Source organism: Nonomuraea roseoviolacea subsp. carminata, assembly GCF_024172185.1.
GTDB classification, from domain to species: domain Bacteria; phylum Actinomycetota; class Actinomycetes; order Streptosporangiales; family Streptosporangiaceae; genus Nonomuraea; species Nonomuraea roseoviolacea.
Window position 1 is genome coordinate 1,071,473 of the sequence record NZ_JAMZEC010000001.1, and the last position, 15,946, is coordinate 1,087,418.

The following is a 15,946-nucleotide window of genomic DNA, read 5'->3' on the forward strand; positions in this document are numbered from 1 at the left end:
CCAGTCTGCCAGGTCAATGAGCCTGCCCAAAACGCAGAAGCCCGATGAGCTCGTCCGATTCATCCTCGTTAAGCACCGAAAACACCGGTGCCATGAGGTCGTCCGTGGCGTCCTCCACGGCCGCCCGGCGGGCGACGAGCTCGGGCGCGGGCTCCGGATACGGCTCGGGCCACTGGAAGAATCTCGCCATCGTCTCTCCGGTCACGTGCCCGAAGGGCGATCCGTCGTGCGGGCAGGCGAGCATCGCCTCCAGCGGGCTCATGCCCGCCGCGATCACCGCGTTGGCGTGCAGGCCGCCGCGCAGCTCGCGTACGACGTGCATGAGCTGCGCGGCCCGCGCGGGCGGGTCGCCGGGCAGCGGAACGGCCCGCCACCCGGCGAACAGCGGCGCCCCGGGCGACGGGGCGCGCGCGACGACGCGTTCGAGCAGTTCGGCGATCCGGGCGCAGCCGTCGAAGCCGCCGAGCTTGCGCCGCCCCCACGCGTGGCAGACCCCGGCGTAGAGCTCGACCGCCTCCTCGGCTGCCAGCTTTCGCCCGCCGTTCCAGCTCTCCTCGACGTGGGCCGGCGGGAAGAAGACCGCGACCGAGGTGACGACGTCGGCCGCGCACTCGCCGAGGACGCCGCAGCGCCCGCGGAAGTACAGCTCGCGGGGGCCGAGAGCGAGCTTCTCGCACAGCGCCTTGGCCTCGCGCGAGACCATGAAGCCGCCGCCGTACTGCCCGATGGGCGCCTTCACCTGTCGTGCGGTGGTGCGTGGGTCGGCCATGGGTCCACCCCTCTCGGTTCGGGAAGTGGACCCAGCATCGCTCAAGAGAACATTATTCTGCAAGCATGAGCTCGCCGGCCGCGATGATCACGGCGGGCCCGGCCAGGTAGCTGGTGTCCGCGGTGAGCGTGACGGTCAGCGTGCCGCCCAGCACCTCGATGGTCCAGGAGCCGGTGGTCTCGCCGCTGAGCGCCGCCGCCGCGACGGCCGTGGCGACCGCGCCGGTGCCGCACGCGCGGGTCTCGGCCGAGCCGCGCTCGTACACCCGCATGACCGCGCGCGCCGGGCCCACCGCGTTGAACAGCTCGACGTTGACCCCGTGCGGGAAGACCCCCGGGTCGAAGCCCGGCTGGTGCGACAGGTCGAGCTGGACCACGGGCTCCCCGATGGCGCAGGCCAGGTGGGGGTTGCCCATGTCGACGTGCAGCCCCTCGAACTCCTGGCCCGCGACCGTGGCCACGCTGCGGCCGTGCACGGCGGGCAGGCCCATGTCGACGGTCACGTCGCCGGAGACGTCCAGGCTGACCCGCCTGAGGCCGCCCCGGGTCGCGATCGCGAACTCGCCCGGCTCGGCCAGCCCCGAGTCGACCAGGTGACGGGCGAAGACCCGCGTGCCGTTGCCGCACATCTCGGCCACGCTGCCGTCGGCGTTGCGGTAGTCCATGAACCACTCGGCCTCGCCCGCGAGGTCGGACACCTCCGGGCTGACCTTGGTGCGCACCACGCGGAGCACGCCGTCGGCGCCGATGCCGGCGCGCCTGTCGCAGATCGCGGCCACGAGGGCGACGGACAGCTCCAGCTCGCCGTCGGGATCGGGCAGGATGACGAAGTCGTTCTCGGTGCCGTGCCCCTTGAGAAAACGCATCGAACGATTTTATACGGGCCTGTGTCAAGGGCTGGTGAAGGGGCTGTTTCAGGCCGTCGCGCCGCGCGGTTTGACGAGCCCGCAGTCGTAGGCGAGGACCACGGCCTGGGCGCGGCTGCTGAGGTTGAGCTTGGTCATGAGCCGGTTCAGGTGCGTCTTGACCGTGGCCTCGCTCACGTGCAGCCGGTCCGCGATCTCCCTGTTCGACAGCGCCCGCCCGACGGCGCGCAGGACCTCGGTCTCGCGCGTGGTGAGCTGCGCGAGGTCGGGGACCTCGCGCGGGGCCGTCGCGGGCGCGCCGGCGAACGCCTCCACGAGCCTCTTGACCGCGCCGGGGACGAGCAGCACGTCACCGGCCGCCACGGTGTGGATCGCGGAGATCAGCCGCTCGGGCGGGGTGTCCTTGAGCAGGAAGCCGCTGGCTCCCAGGCGCAGCGCGTTGTAGACGTACTCGTCGATGTCGAACGTCGTGAGGATCAGCACCTTCGGCGCCCGCTCGCCGCCCTCGGCCAGGATGCGCTCCGTCGCGGCCAGCCCGTTCACTCCGGGCATCCGGATGTCCATCAGCACCACGTCGGGCCGCGCCGAGGCCGCCAGCGCCACGGCCTCCTCGCCGGTGGCGGCCTCCCCCACGACGTCCAGCCCGGGCGCGGCGCGGATGAGGGCGGCCAGGCCCGCCCGGATCAGGACCTGGTCATCGACCACCAGCACGGTGACCATGCGCGTCCTCACGGGTAGGGGGGCGTCCGGCCGGCGGGCGCCCGGCGTCACCCACGTCCGTCGGGCACCGGCAGCGGGAAGGTGGCCCGCACGTCGAATCCGCCCTCCGGGAGTGGGCCTGCGGTGATCGTTCCACCGTAGAGCCTGACACGTTCGGTCATGCCCATCAACCCGTGCCCGGTCGAGCCGGACGCGGGCTGCGGCGCGGCGCCGTCGTCGGTCACGCGGATGGTCAGGTCCTCCGGCCCGTACGCCAGCACGACCTCCACGCGGGCCGCCCGGGCGTGCTTGAGCACGTTGGTGAGCGACTCCTGGATGATCCGGTACGCGCACAGGTCGAGCCCCGGCGGCAGGGGCCGGGCGGCTCCCTCGACCCGCGTCTCGACCGCCGGGCCGGCCATGCGGACCCGCTCGACGAGCGGCTCCAGCCGGGCCAGGCCGGGCGTGGCGGCGTACAGGTCGGCCCCGTCGTCCCGGTCGTCGTCGCGCGGATGGCCCTCCATGCGCAGGATGGACAGGATGCGCCGCATCTCGGTCAGCGCCTCGTGGCTGGTGTCGGCGATGACCTCCAGGGTGGCGTGCGCGGTGGCCGGGTCGGACAGGGCCACGTAGCGGCCCATGCCCGCCTGCACCGAGATCACCGACATGTGGTGCGCGACGACGTCGTGCAGCTCCCGCGCGATGCGCACGCGCTCCTGCGTGGCCGCGTGCGCGGCGGCGGTGGCCTGCTCGCGGTGCAGCTCCACCGCGAGGTCGGTGAGCTGCCTGGTGCGCAGGGCCAGCAGCCGCATGCTGGTGCCGACGCACACGGCGATCGCGGCCACCACGAGAGCCTGCCCGAGCGCGGACCACCACGCGATGCCGGGGTGCAGCGTGCCGGCGTGCGCCCACTCCGCGGTGACCAGCACCGCGCCCGCGACGACGAGGGCGGTCGAGCGGTACAGGGTCACCGTGTACAGGGCCAGCAGGGGGCCCATGCTGTTCAGGCCGTAGTTGTAGCCGAGCGCGTGGTAGAGCGCGGCGGCCGCCGTCGAGACGACGAGCACGGTGAACGGGGCACGCCGCCGCAGCGCCAGGGGCAGGCCGGCGATCGCCGTCAGCAGCACCGACACCGCGTCCAACGGCCGCGTCGCCCGGCCCGGCTCGTACACGGCCCACAGCCAGGTGCCGCCGAACAACAGCAGCGCCAGGCCGACGTCCAGCAGGAGGGGATCGACGGAGGGAAGACGCCGGAGCATCGAAGCGGCACCACCGTGCATCGTTGGATGCTAATCCGGCGCCGCCGCGCCGCACATCCATCCTTCGATTGACGTGGGCGTACCGCGGAAGGTGGAGTCATGGGCGCCGCGACCGGAGTAAGCCGGGCGGATGACGCCGCTCCGCGCTACCGCGCCCGTTTGACGAAGAATTCCATTCGCCGGCTGACGCCTCGCCGGAGGGCCACGAATTACGTTGTGACTCCACCGGACCGAACGGAGTCCCGGTCACCGGAAAAGCGATTCGGGACTCCACGACCGAAGGAGAGGATTCGTATGGCCGTATCCATGGGACGCGTTCTCGGCAAAGGCGCCGTGATCGCCGCCACGATCTGCGCGGTGGGCGCCGCCGGTGCGACCCTGGCCTCCGCGGAGGGGGGCTTCACGACCAGCATGTCGAACGTCGCCGGCGGCTTCGAGTCCCGTACCTGGAAGGACCGCAACAGCGACCACTGGCGGACCGCCGTGGAGCTGTCCGGCTGCTCGTCGAACTCGCCGCAGGCCGCGCCCGCGCTCGGCCTGTACCGCGAGCGCCTCGGGCCGGACAGCAACTACGGCACGAGGGGGTACGGCGGCTGCGACCGGCGGATGGTGCGCGGCGACTGGGGGGACGTCCGCTCCGGCAAATACCACTTCACCGTCAAGAACATGCCCGAGAGTTGGTACCGGGTCTCGGCACGCAAGGTTCAGGTCTGGTATTAGGAATCGCGAGATCGCTGCCGGTCGGTACCCGGAGAATGAGCGGGACGGCCGGCCGCGGTTTCCCGCGACATGTTTCCCGGATTCTTATCGCGGCAGGCGAGGAAAGAGATGCCGATTTCCTTTCAAGGGTGCGCCTTCGGCCATCGCCGGGGCTCCCGCGTCTTCACCCGGCTGGACCTCGACGTCCCGGCGGGACGCACCGCGCTGATCGGCCCCAACGGGTGCGGGAAGTCGACGCTGCTCGGCCTGGCCGCCTCGGCGCTGCGGCCGGGGGCGGGCCGGGTCTCGTACGAGGGGCTGGACCCGTTCCGGCGCGGGAACCTGGCGCGCTACCGCGCCCTGGTGGGCTGGATGCCCCAGGGGATCAGGCCGCTGCCCGGTCTGACCGCGCGCGAGCAGGTGGGCTACGCCGGCTGGCTCAAGGGCATGTCCCGCGCGGACGCCTGGCGCCGCTCCCTGGAGGCCCTGGAGGCGGTCGAGCTGGGCCCGCTGGCGGACACGAGGTGCTCGGAGCTGTCCGGCGGCCAGCTCCGCCGGGTCGGGCTCGCGCAGACGCTCGTGCACGACGCCGAGGTGGTGCTGCTGGACGAGCCCACGGCCGGGCTGGACCCGGAGCAGCGGGAGAAATTCCGCGGGATCGTGGCGCGCATCGGGGAGCGCGGGCACCTGATCGTGGCCACGCATGACACGGCGGACCTGGCGCGGACGTACGACTCCGTGGTGCTGCTCGGCCGGGACCGGGTCCGCTACGCCGGGCCGGTCGCGGGGCTCGGGGCGCTCGCGGGGCTCGGGGCGCTCGCGGGGATCCCGGGCTTCGCCGGGGAGGTGTGAGCCGTGCCGATTCGCCGCTGGGCGCGTTCCTCCGCGGCCGTGCTCGCCCTTCCGGTCCTGACGGCCTACCTGTTCTTCGTCATGAGCCGTTCGGTGGACGTCCTGGAGGACAACTGGCTGTCCGCCACCGTGCTCGTCTCCTCGGCCGCGGTCCTCGCGGCCGGTCCCGTGTGCGGCGCGGCCGGCGCGTGGGAGGGCGCCAGGCTGGCGCGGGGCGGGGTGGACGGCGCCGCCGCGGTACGGTCGCGGGCGGCGATCCTGGCCTGGTCGCTGCTGCCGATCCTGGTCGCCGCCCTGGTGGCGATGCTCGGCGGGCTGGCGCTGGCCGGGGTCGCGATGGCGGGCGTCCCGGGTCTGCCGGACCCCCTCGTGCTCGCGGTGGCGCTGCTGGTGATCGTCGCCTGGACCCTCGCCGGGTTCGCCGCGGGCCGCCACCTGCACCCGCTGGTCGGCGTGCCCCTGCTGCTGGTGGGCACGTGGCTCTGGCTGGCCTACCCGGCCGCCCTGGAGACCTTCTGGGTACGCCACCTCACCGGCGACAACCTGGGCTTCTGCTGCGAGACCGACGCCGTCTACGACCAGCGCGCCCTGTACGCGCAGGCGGTCGTCGCCGTCTGCCTGGCCGGTGCGGCCTACCTGTTCTGGAGCCGGCGCCGGGGCGCCCGCCTGGCGTGGGCGGGGATCGCCGGGCTGCCCCTGCTGGCCATGGCCGTGGCGTTCCCGCTGGTACGGGACATGGGGCCGGAGGCGCAGGTGCCCCGTACGAGCGGCCTGGCGTGCGGCCGGAGCGACGGCGTCGAGGTGTGCGTGTGGCGGGAACGCGAGAAGCAGCTCGGAACCACTGCCCTGATCGCCGTGCCGGCCGCGCGGCGGCTGGCCACCGGGACCGGGCAACCGGCGCCCCGGCGCGTCACGGAGGGACCGGCCGACGGCGCGGACTCCTGGCGCTTCGCGGCGCCGCCCGGCGCGAGGCCGGACGACGTGCTGTTCGGGCTGGCCACGGGCCTGCTGCCGGCCGAGCCGCCGGTGTGCGGGCCCGGCTGGTCCGGCGCCGACGCCTACGGCCCGCTGAGCGCCTGGCTGGCCCTGACGGCGGGCGCCGGTCAGGACGCGGTCGAGCGCAGGACCGGGCCGGAGTCCCTCGGCGCCGCCCGGCGGGTGCTCGGCCGGCCCCCGGCCGCGCAGGTCCGCTGGTTCCGGCACAACCTGGACGCGCTGCGCCGCTGCGACGTCTCCCCCTCGGAGGTGACGCTCCCGTGAGGACCTGGCTGCGGGTGCACCGCGCCGCACAGGTGTGCGTGGCGCTCGCCCTGACGGCGGGGCTGGTGGCGGCGGCCGGAGACGTGCTCGTGCCGGTCCCCCGCCCGACCCTCGACGACCTGGCCGGAGTGCCGGTGGCGCTGGTCGCTCCGCTGGTGGCGAGCTCCGTGCTGGTACGCGGCGCGCTCGCGGGCGGCGGGAGCCTGGAGGCGGTCGCCGTGCGTCCCGTGCTCGCCTACCGCACCGGCCTGGTCGCCCTCACGTGCGCGCTGTCGCTGGTCATGGCCGTCGTGGAGACGGTGCCGTACGGGGCGGCCGCGGCCCGCAACCTCGTGGGCTTCACCGGGCTGGCGGCGCTGGCCGCCCTGTGGCGGCGCGACGCGGCGACCGCGGCGCCGGCCGCCTACCTGGTCGCCGCGATGCTCCTGGGCCGGCCGGGCGCCGGGTCGTGGTGGGACTGGCCGGTCGAGCCGTCACCGCACCCGGCGACCTGGGTGGTCCCGGCCGCGTGCCTGGGGCTCGGGCTGGCCGCCCCGGCGCTTCCGCGCCTCATGCCGCGCCGCCACCGGCGGTGACGACCAGGCCGCTTCAGGCCGCGCCACCTCCGGCGGTGACGAGGGCGAGGGCGCGGTCGAGCAGGTCGGGCGCGTCGTACGGCAGCCAGCGCACCCGAGGGTCGCGGCGGAACCACGACTCCTGCCGCCGGGCGAAGCGCTTGGTCGCCCGCACCGTCTCCTCGAACGCCTGCTCCTCCGTCCACTCCCCCTGCAGGAAGCGCAGCACCTGGGCGTACCCGAGGGCCCGGCTCGCCGTGCGGCCCCGCGCGAGCCCCTGCCCGAGCAGCCCGCGCACCTCCTCCACCAGGCCGGCCGCCCACATGCGCTCCACCCGCAGCGCGATCCGCTCGTCCAGCTCCGGCCGCGGCACCTCCAGCCCGATCTGAACGCACGGGTAGACGCCGTCGTAGGAGGGCATGGTCGCCGAGAACGGCCGGCCGGAGTGCTCGATCACCTCCAGCGCGCGCACGATGCGGCGGCCGTTGCTCGGCAGGATCGCCGCGGCGGCGACCGGGTCCTCGCGGGTGAGCCGCTCGTACAGGGGCGCGGGGCCGCTCTCGGCCAGCTCCGCCTCCAGGCGGGCCCTGATCGCCGGGTCGGTGCCGGGGAACTCCAGGTCGTCGACCGCCGCCCGTACGTACAGGCCGCTGCCGCCGACCAGCACGGGCACCGCGAGCGTGTCGAGCAGCGCCCGGGCGAGCTTCTGGTACTCGGCGACGCTGGCGGTGACGGTGACGTCCCAGATGTCCAGCAGGTGGTGCGGCACGCCGCGCCACTCCTCGGGGGTCAGCTTGGCCGTGCCGATGTCCATGCCCCGATAGAGCTGCATGGAGTCGGCGTTGACGCATTCACCCCCCAACCTGAGGGCGATGTCCACGGCGAGATCCGACTTCCCGGCCGCCGTGGGACCCACGACGGCGATGACTGGCTGCTGGCGCACACCGATAAGTGTGTCAAGTGTCGGGGTATGGGGTGACAGACGGCACCCCTCAGGAGCCGTCCGGGGGGATCACTGATCGGGGGATCAGATGTCCATTCTCGAGAAGATCAGGGACATGTTCACCGCTCACGGCAAGCACCACCACGTGCCCGGCCAGGCCGGGGAGGCGGAGCGGCCGGCGTCGGAGCACGAGGATCTGCTGGACCGCCTGCGCGAACGGGTCTCGGGCCCGACCGGCTCCGGCAAGGCGCCGGAATCGGAGACGACCGGATCGGACACGGCGGACACGGCGGAATCGGCGGAAACCGACACGGCCGCCACCGGTCGTACCGGCCAGGACATGGGCCAGGACATGGGCGGTGAGACGACCGGCGGGCTGGCCGGCGCCGCCGGGGCCATGGGCGGTGTGACCGGCGCCGCCGCCGGAGGAGCCGTGGGCGGCGCCGCCCGCGAGAGCGCGGAGCACGACGGCGACGAGGGCGGCCCGGCGGAGGGCACCGAGGGCTGACCCTCCGCGGACGGAGGCGAGGCGCTAGAGGTCGAGCAGGGTCGGCTGCAGATAGCCCTCGTGGGTCAGCAGCCAGCGCTTCGTCTCCACGCCCTCGCCGCCGCTGAACCCGCCGAGCCCGTTGCCCGCGATCACGCGGTGGCAGGGCACCACGATCGGGATCGGGTTGGAGCCCATGATGGAGCCGATCCCGCGGGCCGGCACGGCCGATCCGCTGCGTCCGGCCAGCTCCCCGTACGTCACCGCGGTGCCGAACGGCACCCGGTGCAGCGCCTGGAGCACCACGCGCCGCGAGCCCGACGTCAGCCGCCAGTCGATCGGCGTCTCGAACGCGCGCAGCTCACCGGCGAAGTACGCCTCCAGCTCGGCGACCACCTGGGCCGTGCGATCGGGGTCGCGCACCTCGGCGATGCCCGTCCCGAGGCGCTCGCGCGCCACCACCATGCCGCCCCAGCCCAGGGCGACGAGCCCCGTCTCGGTGACGGCGGGCACCAGCGTCCCCACCGGGCTCTGCACCTCGGCGAACGCCACTGTGGTCATCATGTCCTCGCGTCGACTCGTGCGGCGCCGCCCGCGCGACGCCTCCCTGTCACCGTAACTCCTACGGCTGGAAAATCCTTTCGAGTAGTGAACACCGATCGGCCCGCGCGGGATGCGGCAACCGACCTCACGGGGGAGGCCGTACGATCCGGGGATGGACCTCCGCCGCCGAGACCGTCATGTCGTCGCGTGAGCTGGTGGTGCTGGGCACCTCCAGCGCCGTCCCCACCCGGCACCGCAACCACAACGGCTACTTCCTGCGCTGGGACGGCCAGGGTTTCCTGTTCGACCCGGGCGAGGGCACGCAGCGGCAGATGGCGTACGCCGGGCTGAGCGCCAACGACGTGCACTGGCTGTGCGTGACGCACTTCCACGGCGACCACTGCCTGGGCGTCCCCGGCGTCGTGCAGCGCATCGCCCGCGACAAGGTGCGTCACCCGGTGCGCGCCGTGTTCCCCGCCTCCGGCCTGACCTACTGGCAGCGCCTGCGCCACGCCACGGCGTTCGCCGACACGGACGTCATCACCGAGCATCCCCTCGACGGCGACCACGCGGTCCTCGGACAGCTCTCCGCCCGCCGCCTGTCGCACCCGGTCGAGTCCTACGGCTACCGCATCCAGGAGCCGGCGGGCCGCCGCATGCTCCCCGACCGGCTGGCGGCCCACGGCATCGGCGGCGCGGAGATCGGCGAGCTGCAGCGCACCGGGTCGGTCAGGGGCGTCACCCTCGACCAGTGCAGTGTCCCGCGGCCCGGCCAGAGCTTCGCCTTCATCATGGACACCCGCCTCTGCGACGCGGTCTTCGAGCTGGCCGACCGCACCGACCTGCTCGTCGTCGAGTCCACGTTCCTGTCGGCCGAGGAGGGCCTGGCACGGGAGTACGGGCACCTCACCGCCGAGCAGGCCGGCCTCGTCGCCGCCCGCGCGGGCGCCCGGCGCCTCGTCCTGACGCACTTCTCCGAGCGGTACGGCTTCGCCGACGAGCCCGCCTTCCTGGCCGAGGCGCGCCGCCACTACGACGGCGACGTCGTGGTGGCCCGCGACCTGACGACCGTTCCCGTCCCGAGCCGGCCCCGGCACCTGGCCCTCGGGTGACCGGCGGGTCCGGTCAGTCCCCCTGGGACCAGGCGGCCACGGGAAGCGAGAGGTAGACGCCGAAGTCGTCCAGCCCCGTCGCGTCGGCGACGCTCTCGTGCAGCAGGTCCACGCGTTCCTGACGGTTGGCGGCCCGGCTCTCGAACCACTTCGACCGCACCTCGATCACGACGTCCAGGCCGCCGCGGTCCAGCGGGCCGTACGGCCGGAACCTCAGGTCCACGTCACCGGGCTGGAGGTCGCCGTCGTAGGGCTCCTCGGGGCACTCCACGGCCTTCGAGACCAGGTGGGGCAGCGCCGAGGCGAGCTCGCGCAGGGTGGACTCGGCGACGTGCGGGGCGTAGGTGATCTCGACGAGCGGCATCGCACCAACCTAGCGCCACCCGTACGCGAGCGCGTCGGAGCGGCCAGGCGGCGGGGTCAGGTCCAGGCGGCCACGAAGTAGCCGACGCCGTAGGGGGCGACGTCGGCCAGCAGCCGCCCCTTGAGCCCTCCTGGGCCGCCGCGGCCCGCGGCGCCCGCGAGGACCTGCAGGGCCGCGCGCCCGGCCACCCACAGCTCCTCCGCCCGCTCCGGGTCGAGCCCCGCGAGCGCCGCCGCGTCCGCCTCGGCCACCGCCCGCACGAGCATCCCGTTGTACGGCTCGGCGTCCGGATGGTGGTAGCCCGGCGACTTGGCGGTCAGCCGGGCGGAGCCGTCGGCCATGACCAGCAACGCCACCCGCCCGTCGCGCGCCAGCGACTCCCCCAGCGCCAGGCAGCCGGCCGGCTCCGCGTCGAACGCCACGGCCTCGAACCCGTCCGCCGGCCGATCCCCCAGCAGCAACCGGCCGATGGTCAGCGACAGCGGCAGCACCGGCTCCCCCTCGCCGACCACCACGTCCGCGCCCCACGGGCGCAGGCTCCCCGCCGCCCGGCCGCCGTAGGAGCCCGCGGACTCGGCCCCGCCCACCACGACGAGCCGGTCGGGGGCGGCGGCGTCGAGCTCGGCGAGCGCGTCGCGGCAGGCCGCGCGCAGGCCGTCCAGCTCGTGGGCGGCCGCACCGGCCAGCTCGGGGACCATCAGGGGCGGATGCGGGCAGACCGCCGCGGCGACAAGCACACGGCCAGCGTATGCCCACCCGGAGATCACCACGAGCAAGGCGGCGCCCGGCACCGAACCGGTCAGGATCGGAGAAGCGACGGCCGCCAGGACTCCGTAACGTGACGCTCACGTGCGACAGCACCCACTCGTGAAGGAGACAAGGCATGAAGGCACACGTCAGCTCCATCCTCCTCGGCGTCCGCGACATGGAGGCGTCCAAGCGGTTCTACACCGAGGGGCTCGGCTGGAAGATCAAGCAGGACTACGGCATCTCGGTGTTCTTCGAGTCGGACGGAGCCTCGCCCGTCGGCTTCTACGGCCGCGAGGGCCTGGCCCAGCAGGTGGGCACGAGCCCGGAGGGCAGCGGCTTCAGCGGGCTCGTCCTCACCTACGTGGTCCGCAGCGAGGCGCGGGTCGACGAGATCATCGCGGAGGCCGAGAAGGCCGGCGCCACGATCCTCAAGCCCGGCGGTCCCCTGCCGTGGGGCGGGTACGGCGGCTCGTTCGCGGACCCGGACGGCTACGTCTGGAGCCTCGGCTACAGCGCCCAGGGTGAGGACCAGCCCTACGCGGAGTAGCCGTCCGCGTAGGGGTCGCGGCCGGCGGCGACGGCCCGGAGGAGTCGCCTGGTGTGGGCGTGGACGGCCTGGTGGAGGCCGTGGCCGTAGCTGATCCGGGCCACCCCCAGCTCCGTCAGCCTGGCCGTCGACGGCATCCCCGGCCGGAAGAGGACGTTCACCGGCGCCCCGATCTCCTCGACCAGGCGCTCGATCTCCTCCTCGCCGTCCGCCCCGATCGGGTACACGCAGTCGGCGCCCGCGTCCAGGTAGCGCCGCGCCCGGTCCACGGCCGCCGCGCGGCTGCCGTCGCCGCCGAGGTACGTGTCCACGCGGGCGTTGATCACCAGCCGGGACCCGGCGGCGGCCCTGACCCCGGCCAGGAACTCCGCCTGCCGCTCCGGCGCGACCAGCTCGCCGGTCCGCGGGTCGGAGTCCTCCAGGTTGCACCCGACGGCCCCGGCCGCCAGCAGCCGCTCGGCCAGGTCGGCGGGGTCGAGACCGTAGCCGCGTTCGACGTCGGCGGTGACCGGCACCGGGACGGCCCTGGCGATGCGGGCGATCGCGGCCATCATCTCGGCGGCCGGCGTCTCTTCACCGTCCGCGTACCCGAGGACCGGCGCCACCGCCGCGCTGCCCGTGGCCACCACGGGGAACCCCGCCTCCACCACGGCGCGCGCCGAGGCGGCGTCCCAGGCGTTCGGCAGGACCAGGGGGTCGCCCGGCACGTGCAGCCGCCGCAGCAGGGCGGCGGCCTCCCCCAGGGAATCCGTGAGGGAGCCTGCCGGGGATTCCGTCGGGGAGCCTGCCGGGGGTTCCGTGGGGGAGCCCGTCGAGGATTCCACCGGGGAGCCCGTCGGGGAGTACGCCGGAGAATCCGCCGGGGATTCCGCCACGGGCGCCTCCCCGGTCGTCCCCGGGTCGCCGGAAGTGTCTCGCCGGTCGCCGCCGGACTGCTCGTCTCTCCTCGTACCGCGCGTCATGCCGCGACCCTAGGCGCGCGGTGCGCCCGGTCCCAGGTCCACTGCGCGCCCGAAGGGCCGAACCACTTCGGCCGGTCTCAGCAGCCGCTCCTGGAGCACTGGCCCGCGACCTGACCGGCCGGGCCGTCGGCGGCGCCGTCGGAGGGGTCGCTCTGCTGGTCACGCGGCGGCTTGGCGGGCGAGGCCGTGGGCTTCTTCGCCGTGCCCGTGTTCTGCGTACCCGTGCCTGTCGTGCTGTCCTTGCCCGCCGTGCCCGTGTCGGACCGCGTGGCCGTGCCCGCGTCGGACGGACCCTCGGCGGTGCCGGAGTCGCCGCCGTCGTCGGCCGTGCGCTCGCCCGCGGGGTCGTCGGTGACGGCGTCGCCCATGGCGGCCTCCTCGTCGTCCGCCAGCCCGTCGTCCGCCTCCGGGGAGCCCTGCCGGTCGCCGCCCCGCTCGACCGTCCCGCCCCGCTGGTCCGGCCCGCCCTGCCGGGCGTCACCGTTCGGCTGAGCCGTCCCGTTCGGCTGGGCGCCCGGGAGGCCGCCTCCCGACAGGACGAAGCCGACGCCGCCCGCGGCGAGCATCGCCACGAGCGCCGACGCGGCGATGAGGACGGTCTTGCGGCTCTTGGTGCTGGTACGAGCGGATCTGGGCGGTCTGGGATCGTCGCCCGGTCCTGTCAGGATCTCCTGGCGATCCGGCTCGTTCGGATCTCGCATGGTGGCACAACTCCCTGCGGTCGTATCGGGAAAGCTCGCCGGCTTCCGCGGGTGATGGACCACACTAGCCGCATCAGTGGAATGCTCGCTCACCGTTCACTGACAAATCACCATCACAGCCACAATCAGCGATCACAGCACCAATCACGGAGGAATCACGACTTGACTCGCCTCAAGGGCATTCGCGCAGGTAGTCAGGACCGCATGGCGCCGGCGGCGAGCGTGGCCGGAGTGCTCATGATCGCCGGAATGGGCGTCGTCCTGGCGTTCGTCGGCGCCCCGCGTACGGCCCAGAAAAGCACGCCGGCGAATGATCGGATAAGCCTGCTTACCGATGACGCGAGCATTTCCGCGCCACCGCGCGCCCACCGGCAGGGGCGGGCGGAGTGGCCCGGGGAGTGGCCGGCCGACTGGGCGGGAACCTCGCCGGGGCCCGCCTCGGGGCCCACGCCGGCGCCGGTGGGCATCCCCGCCCCGCCGCCCGGCCCTGACACGTGGCTCGAACGCGTCAGCCCGCCGGCCCGCGAACGCGGCGGCAAGCGGCGCCCGCCCCGGCTCGGGCTGCCTCCGGTGATGTCCCCGTGGGTCACGCCACCGCTGGACGCGGACGGAGCCGCGCCGTCCGTCGCGGACTCGCCCAGGGAGAGCGCGATGCCGGAGGCGCCGGGCGAGCCGGCGCCCGCCGCGCGGGTGGCCCCGTCGCCCTCTCCCGTCCCGGTGGCGCCCCCGCATCCCCGCGCGACGCCCGCCGTACCGGACGCGGAGCCCCAGACCGTTGCGCCGCCCGAGCCCGCCGAACGCCGCCGTCAGGACCCCGTGCCCGCCGAACGGCGCCGCCTCGAACCGGAGGACGCCGGACGCCGCCGCCAGGAACCGGCGGACACGGCACACCGACAGGAGCCGGAGGACGCGGGACGCGCCGCGACCGCCGACCGGCTTCCCGCCCCCGACCCGTGCGCGACGTTCCCCGACGCCCGCCGGGACTACTGCTACCGCCTTCTCGGCGGCCGATGACGCGCCCGGCCCAGGCCGATGACGCGCCCGGCTCAGGCCGGTGAGCCGGCCCGGCCCGGCTCAGACCGGGCAGCCGCCCACGGAGGCGGCGGGCGCCGCGGCCGGGCGGCCGATGGACGGCATGCCCAGCATGACGCCCGAGGCGCCCTGCGAGGAGCCGCCCTGACGGGCCTCCCAGGCGTCGCCGGCCCGGGTGCGGCGCAGCCCGAGGACCGCGCCGTCGGCCACCAGGTGGTGCGGCGCCGCGTAGGTCACCTCGACGGTCACCATGTCGCCGGGCCGCGGCGTCTCATCCCCGGCGGCGAAGTGCACCAGGCGGTTGTCGGGGGCGCGGCCGGACAGCCGCCGCGTGGCGTCGTCCTTGCGGCCCTCGCCCTCGGCGACCAGCACCTCAAGGGTGCGGCCGACCTGCTTCTTGTTCTCCTCCCAGGAGATCTCCTCCTGCAGCGCGACGAGCCGCTCGTAGCGCTCCTGGACGACCTCCTTGGGGATCTGGTCGTCCATGGTCGCGGCCGGGGTGCCGGGGCGGATGGAGTACTGGAAGGTGAAGGCGTTGGCGAAGCGGCTCTGCCGGACGACGTCGAGGGTGGCCTGGAAGTCCTCCTCGGTCTCGCCGGGGAAGCCGACGATGATGTCGGTGGAGATGGCGGCGTCGGGCATGGCGGCGCGGACCCGCTCGATGATCCCGAGGTAGCGCTCGGCGCGGTAGGAGCGGCGCATGGCCTTGAGGATCCGGTCGGAGCCCGACTGGAGCGGCATGTGGAGCTGGTGCATGACGTTGGGCGTCTCGGCCATGGCGGCGATCACGTCGTCGGTGAACGCGGCCGGGTGCGGGGAGGTGAAGCGGACCCGCTCCAGCCCCTCGACGCCGCCGCAGGCCCGCAGCAGCTTGCCGAACGCCAGCCGGTCGCCGAACTCGACGCCGTAGGTGTTGACGTTCTGGCCGAGCAGCGTGACTTCCAGCACGCCCTGGCCGACCAGGGTCTCGACCTCGGCGAGGACGTCGCCGGGACGCCGGTCCTTCTCCTTGCCGCGCAGCGACGGCACGATGCAGAACGTGCACGTGTTGTTGCAGCCGACGGAGATGGCGACCCAGGCGGCGTAGGCGGACTCGCGCTTGGTGGGCAGCGTCGAGGGGAAGACCTCGAGCGACTCCTTCAGCTCCACCTGCGCCTCGCCGGCGACGCGGGCCCGCTCCAGCAGCACCGGCAGGGAGCCGATGTTGTGGGTGCCGAACACGACGTCGACCCAGGGGGCCTTGCGGATGATCTCGCCTTGGTCCTTCTGCGCCAGGCAGCCGCCCACGGCGATCTGCATGCGCGGGTTGCCGACCTTGGCGGGGCGCAGATGGCCGAGGTTGCCGTAGAGGCGGTTGTCGGCGTTCTCGCGCACGGCGCATGTGTTGAACACGACCACGTCGGCGGTCTCGCCGTCGGCCGCGCGCACGTATCCGGCGTCCTCCAGCAAACCCGAAAGCCGTTCGGAGTCGTGCACGTTCATCTGGCACCCGTACGTGCGGACCTCGTACGTGCGGGGGCTCTCCTGGGTCACAGTCATGGCGCGTTC

At 74.1% G+C, this 15,946-nt stretch carries 19 protein-coding genes; 8 read left to right on the forward strand and 11 right to left on the reverse strand.

Features of this window, described 5'->3' with window-relative positions; all coding sequences use genetic code 11:
• Positions 1 to 13 precede the first annotated feature (13 nt).
• Genes HD595_RS04890 through HD595_RS04905 form a run of 4 tightly spaced genes read right to left on the reverse strand, consistent with a single transcriptional unit; the run spans position 14 to position 3,592 of the window.
• Positions 14 to 769, reverse strand: coding sequence for an SCO6745 family protein (locus HD595_RS04890; RefSeq protein ID WP_253765992.1), 756 nt, complete (start codon positions 767 to 769; stop codon positions 14 to 16).
• Between the two features lie 52 nt (positions 770 to 821).
• Positions 822 to 1,634, reverse strand: a complete 813-nt coding sequence (dapF, locus tag HD595_RS04895) for a diaminopimelate epimerase (protein WP_253765994.1) — start codon at positions 1,632 to 1,634, stop codon at positions 822 to 824.
• Positions 1,635 to 1,682: 48 nt separating this feature from the next.
• On the reverse strand, positions 1,683 to 2,354 hold the full coding sequence (locus HD595_RS04900) for a response regulator (RefSeq protein ID WP_253765996.1): 672 nt from the start codon (positions 2,352 to 2,354) through the stop codon (positions 1,683 to 1,685).
• Between the two features lie 47 nt (positions 2,355 to 2,401).
• Positions 2,402 to 3,592, reverse strand: coding sequence for a sensor histidine kinase (locus tag HD595_RS04905; RefSeq protein ID WP_253765998.1), 1,191 nt, complete (start codon positions 3,590 to 3,592; stop codon positions 2,402 to 2,404).
• A 306-nt stretch (positions 3,593 to 3,898) separates the two neighbouring features.
• Between HD595_RS04905 and HD595_RS04910 the strand changes: the two genes are divergently transcribed.
• From HD595_RS04910 to HD595_RS04925, 4 genes are all read left to right on the forward strand, one after another.
• Entirely contained in the window at positions 3,899 to 4,312 is a 414-nt protein-coding gene (locus HD595_RS04910) for a hypothetical protein (RefSeq protein WP_253766000.1), read from the forward strand.
• Between the two features lie 108 nt (positions 4,313 to 4,420).
• Positions 4,421 to 5,143 carry an ABC transporter ATP-binding protein gene (locus tag HD595_RS04915; protein ID WP_253766002.1) on the forward strand — a complete coding sequence of 241 codons (723 nt, stop codon included), beginning with the start codon at positions 4,421 to 4,423 and terminating at the stop codon, positions 5,141 to 5,143.
• Between the two features lie 3 nt (positions 5,144 to 5,146).
• Positions 5,147 to 6,403, forward strand: coding sequence for a DUF7224 domain-containing protein (locus HD595_RS04920; RefSeq protein WP_253766004.1), 1,257 nt, complete (start codon positions 5,147 to 5,149; stop codon positions 6,401 to 6,403).
• Positions 6,400 to 6,978, forward strand: a complete 579-nt coding sequence (locus tag HD595_RS04925; protein WP_253766006.1) for a hypothetical protein — start codon at positions 6,400 to 6,402, stop codon at positions 6,976 to 6,978. Before HD595_RS04920 ends, HD595_RS04925 begins: the two co-directional genes overlap by 4 nt.
• Positions 6,979 to 6,991: 13 nt before the next feature.
• Here HD595_RS04925 and miaA read toward each other — a convergent pair whose 3' ends face one another.
• Positions 6,992 to 7,900 carry a tRNA (adenosine(37)-N6)-dimethylallyltransferase MiaA gene (miaA, locus tag HD595_RS04930; protein ID WP_253766008.1) on the reverse strand — a complete coding sequence of 303 codons (909 nt, stop codon included), beginning with the start codon at positions 7,898 to 7,900 and terminating at the stop codon, positions 6,992 to 6,994.
• Positions 7,901 to 7,988: 88 nt separating this feature from the next.
• Here miaA and HD595_RS04935 point away from each other — a divergent pair, with 88 nt between their 5' ends.
• Complete coding sequence (locus HD595_RS04935) at positions 7,989 to 8,408, forward strand: hypothetical protein (RefSeq protein ID WP_253766010.1); 420 nt, start codon at positions 7,989 to 7,991, stop codon at positions 8,406 to 8,408.
• A gap of 24 nt (positions 8,409 to 8,432) precedes the next feature.
• Here the strand turns inward: HD595_RS04935 and HD595_RS04940 are convergent, their stop codons facing one another.
• Complete coding sequence (locus tag HD595_RS04940) at positions 8,433 to 8,951, reverse strand: methylated-DNA--[protein]-cysteine S-methyltransferase (protein ID WP_253766012.1); 519 nt, start codon at positions 8,949 to 8,951, stop codon at positions 8,433 to 8,435.
• 176 nt (positions 8,952 to 9,127) lie between these two features.
• Between HD595_RS04940 and HD595_RS04945 the strand changes: the two genes are divergently transcribed.
• Positions 9,128 to 10,042, forward strand: a complete 915-nt coding sequence (locus HD595_RS04945; RefSeq protein ID WP_253766014.1) for a ribonuclease Z — start codon at positions 9,128 to 9,130, stop codon at positions 10,040 to 10,042.
• A gap of 13 nt (positions 10,043 to 10,055) precedes the next feature.
• Here HD595_RS04945 and HD595_RS04950 read toward each other — a convergent pair whose 3' ends face one another.
• The gene (locus HD595_RS04950) at positions 10,056 to 10,406 is read right to left on the reverse strand and encodes a hypothetical protein (protein WP_253766015.1); all 351 of its coding nucleotides are present in this window, start codon (positions 10,404 to 10,406) and stop codon (positions 10,056 to 10,058) included.
• A gap of 56 nt (positions 10,407 to 10,462) precedes the next feature.
• Entirely contained in the window at positions 10,463 to 11,143 is a 681-nt protein-coding gene (locus tag HD595_RS04955; protein ID WP_253766017.1) for a class III extradiol ring-cleavage dioxygenase family protein, read from the reverse strand.
• Positions 11,144 to 11,289: 146 nt separating this feature from the next.
• Between HD595_RS04955 and HD595_RS04960 the strand changes: the two genes are divergently transcribed.
• The gene (locus HD595_RS04960; protein ID WP_253766019.1) at positions 11,290 to 11,703 is read left to right on the forward strand and encodes a VOC family protein; all 414 of its coding nucleotides are present in this window, start codon (positions 11,290 to 11,292) and stop codon (positions 11,701 to 11,703) included.
• Here the strand turns inward: HD595_RS04960 and HD595_RS04965 are convergent.
• Positions 11,691 to 12,665, reverse strand: a complete 975-nt coding sequence (locus HD595_RS04965) for an isocitrate lyase/PEP mutase family protein (RefSeq protein ID WP_253766021.1) — start codon at positions 12,663 to 12,665, stop codon at positions 11,691 to 11,693. The two genes, HD595_RS04960 and HD595_RS04965, sit on opposite strands and share 13 nt — an antisense overlap.
• Before the next feature lie 77 nt (positions 12,666 to 12,742).
• Entirely contained in the window at positions 12,743 to 13,366 is a 624-nt protein-coding gene (locus tag HD595_RS04970; RefSeq protein WP_253766023.1) for a hypothetical protein, read from the reverse strand.
• A 204-nt stretch (positions 13,367 to 13,570) separates the two neighbouring features.
• Between HD595_RS04970 and HD595_RS04975 the strand changes: the two genes are divergently transcribed.
• The gene (locus HD595_RS04975; protein WP_253766025.1) at positions 13,571 to 14,380 is read left to right on the forward strand and encodes a hypothetical protein; all 810 of its coding nucleotides are present in this window, start codon (positions 13,571 to 13,573) and stop codon (positions 14,378 to 14,380) included.
• A gap of 60 nt (positions 14,381 to 14,440) precedes the next feature.
• Here the strand turns inward: HD595_RS04975 and miaB are convergent, their stop codons facing one another.
• Positions 14,441 to 15,937 (reverse strand): tRNA (N6-isopentenyl adenosine(37)-C2)-methylthiotransferase MiaB, encoded by a 1,497-nt coding sequence (gene miaB, locus HD595_RS04980; protein WP_253766027.1) that lies wholly within the window; start codon positions 15,935 to 15,937, stop codon positions 14,441 to 14,443.
• Positions 15,938 to 15,946 lie beyond the last annotated feature (9 nt).

Bases quoted from the DNA above. Each gene is read 5' to 3' on its own strand.
- HD595_RS04890 (WP_253765992.1), bottom strand. From the start codon at position 769: ATGGCCGACCCACGCACCACCGCACGACAGGTGAAGGCGCCCATCGGG.
- dapF (WP_253765994.1), bottom strand. From the start codon at position 1,634: ATGCGTTTTCTCAAGGGGCACGGCACCGAGAACGACTTCGTCATCCTG.
- HD595_RS04900 (WP_253765996.1), bottom strand. From the start codon at position 2,354: ATGGTCACCGTGCTGGTGGTCGATGACCAGGTCCTGATCCGGGCGGGC.
- HD595_RS04905 (WP_253765998.1), bottom strand. From the start codon at position 3,592: ATGCTCCGGCGTCTTCCCTCCGTCGATCCCCTCCTGCTGGACGTCGGC.
- HD595_RS04910 (WP_253766000.1), top strand. From the start codon at position 3,899: ATGGGACGCGTTCTCGGCAAAGGCGCCGTGATCGCCGCCACGATCTGC.
- HD595_RS04915 (WP_253766002.1), top strand. From the start codon at position 4,421: ATGCCGATTTCCTTTCAAGGGTGCGCCTTCGGCCATCGCCGGGGCTCC.
- HD595_RS04935 (WP_253766010.1), top strand. From the start codon at position 7,989: ATGTCCATTCTCGAGAAGATCAGGGACATGTTCACCGCTCACGGCAAG.
- HD595_RS04940 (WP_253766012.1), bottom strand. From the start codon at position 8,951: ATGATGACCACAGTGGCGTTCGCCGAGGTGCAGAGCCCGGTGGGGACG.
- HD595_RS04945 (WP_253766014.1), top strand. From the start codon at position 9,128: ATGTCGTCGCGTGAGCTGGTGGTGCTGGGCACCTCCAGCGCCGTCCCC.
- HD595_RS04950 (WP_253766015.1), bottom strand. From the start codon at position 10,406: ATGCCGCTCGTCGAGATCACCTACGCCCCGCACGTCGCCGAGTCCACC.
- HD595_RS04960 (WP_253766019.1), top strand. From the start codon at position 11,290: ATGAAGGCACACGTCAGCTCCATCCTCCTCGGCGTCCGCGACATGGAG.
- HD595_RS04965 (WP_253766021.1), bottom strand. From the start codon at position 12,665: ATGACGCGCGGTACGAGGAGAGACGAGCAGTCCGGCGGCGACCGGCGA.
- HD595_RS04970 (WP_253766023.1), bottom strand. From the start codon at position 13,366: ATGCGAGATCCGAACGAGCCGGATCGCCAGGAGATCCTGACAGGACCG.
- HD595_RS04975 (WP_253766025.1), top strand. From the start codon at position 13,571: ATGGCGCCGGCGGCGAGCGTGGCCGGAGTGCTCATGATCGCCGGAATG.
- miaB (WP_253766027.1), bottom strand. From the start codon at position 15,937: ATGACTGTGACCCAGGAGAGCCCCCGCACGTACGAGGTCCGCACGTAC.